Genomic DNA, 1,507 nt, shown 5'->3' on the forward strand with positions numbered 1-1,507 from the left:
TCCAACGCTGGTTATTGTGTACGATTTCGGTTAGATTAATAGCGCGGCCGTCACCTAGTTGTCCAGCCCAGTTCCCAAATTGATGTCCGCCGTAGCACATGGCATAAGGATGAGTATTAGCTAGAACCTCATTTCCAGTAAACACTTTTTTGAAAGTTTCAGATTGGGTATCTTCTTCGGTCAATCCTAAATTTTCAGCCATTTCAGGTGAAACATGTAGGATGGTTGGGTTAGCTGTTTTTTTAGGTGTTACAAATGAAAAGCAAGCGTCTTCGACCTGTCTAACTGTATTGGTTACGTTTGGGTCAGCGGGTAGCTCTTTGTTGAAAGTATCTTGAATGTTGAGTTTCATATTTTGTTTTTTTTTAACACTAAGGGCGCATAGGAGGCACGAAGTTCCCTAAGTTTTTTAAGCGTTATGATTAGATCTAGTTTTTTTAATTTTTTTAAATCTGCTTTATCTGTAATAATTTGTGTTAAAAAATTAGCACGCGGATTTTGGCAGATTTTTTATATACTAACTTTTAGACTAGCTAAACGTTATTTTGAAATTGGTAACGTTATGGTTTGCGGAGTCCATGCCCCAGATGGAAACGGCAGCCCCGAGTGAGAAAACGTTGTTTTTTACGGGAGAGGCAGAGCGACCAGAGGAAGCTCCTGCAACGACCTAGTAAAAAAAACGTTTTGAACAAGGGCTATAGTGTACAGCTGGATCAGGCACATTACAAAGTTACAAACTTCAAAAGTGATAATGAAACTATTGGGATAAATGTAACTGTTAAATAATTGTATTCGAAAAGGCACTTAAAGATTTTAACCGCAGATTACTTCACTTATTCGTTATCGCTTGGGTTGCAATTTTTTCATTTACTTTGATTGTAATTATGCAGATTATAAGCGGAATTAGCATATTTTTTTTGGTTACGATTAATAAAATGTAATTTGTAAAAAGGATAAAATATGCGAATTAGCTGTTAATTTTTTCATCCTGTAATTTAGGAGTAAAAAAGGGTAAGTTTTTCTAAATTAAACTATCTTTGCCAGCCGAACAATCGGAAGAAAAATCGTAGTATGAAGTTTGATTTATTAAAAAAAGATCCACAGTCTCAAGCTAGAGCAGGAAGTATTACCACTGATCATGGTGTGATTGAAACCCCAATTTTTATGCCAGTTGGGACGGTTGCATCTGTTAAAGGAGTGCATCAAAGGGAGTTAAGAGAGGATATTAATCCAGATATTATTTTGGGAAATACGTATCACTTATATCTTCGTCCAAAGACTGAAATTCTAGAAAAAGCGGGTGGATTACATAAATTCATGAACTGGGATCGTCCTATATTGACAGATTCTGGTGGGTATCAAGTGTATTCACTTTCATCCAATCGTAAGATTAAGGAGGATGGAGTGAAGTTTAAATCGCATATTGATGGCTCATACCACGTTTTTACACCTGAAAATGTAATGGAAATTCAACGTACTATCGGTGCTGATATTATTATGGCATTTG

At 36.1% G+C, this 1,507-nt stretch carries 2 protein-coding genes; one reads left to right on the forward strand and one right to left on the reverse strand.

Annotation, left to right across the window (positions count from 1 at the left end):
* Window positions 1-352, reverse strand: a 352-nt coding sequence (locus tag WBQ70_RS14210) for a protein adenylyltransferase SelO family protein (RefSeq protein ID WP_423915344.1), incomplete at its 3' end; no start/stop codon positions are given.
* Window positions 353-1,071: 719 nt separating this feature from the next.
* On the opposite strand from WBQ70_RS14210, the gene WBQ70_RS14215 reads away from it, so the two are divergent.
* On the forward strand, window positions 1,072-1,507 hold a 436-nt coding region (locus WBQ70_RS14215; RefSeq protein ID WP_423915345.1), incomplete at its 3' end, for a tRNA-guanine transglycosylase.

Origin of the sequence: Flavobacterium sp. (assembly GCF_049590715.1) — a bacterium.
Lineage (GTDB): Bacteria > Bacteroidota > Bacteroidia > Flavobacteriales > Flavobacteriaceae > Flavobacterium.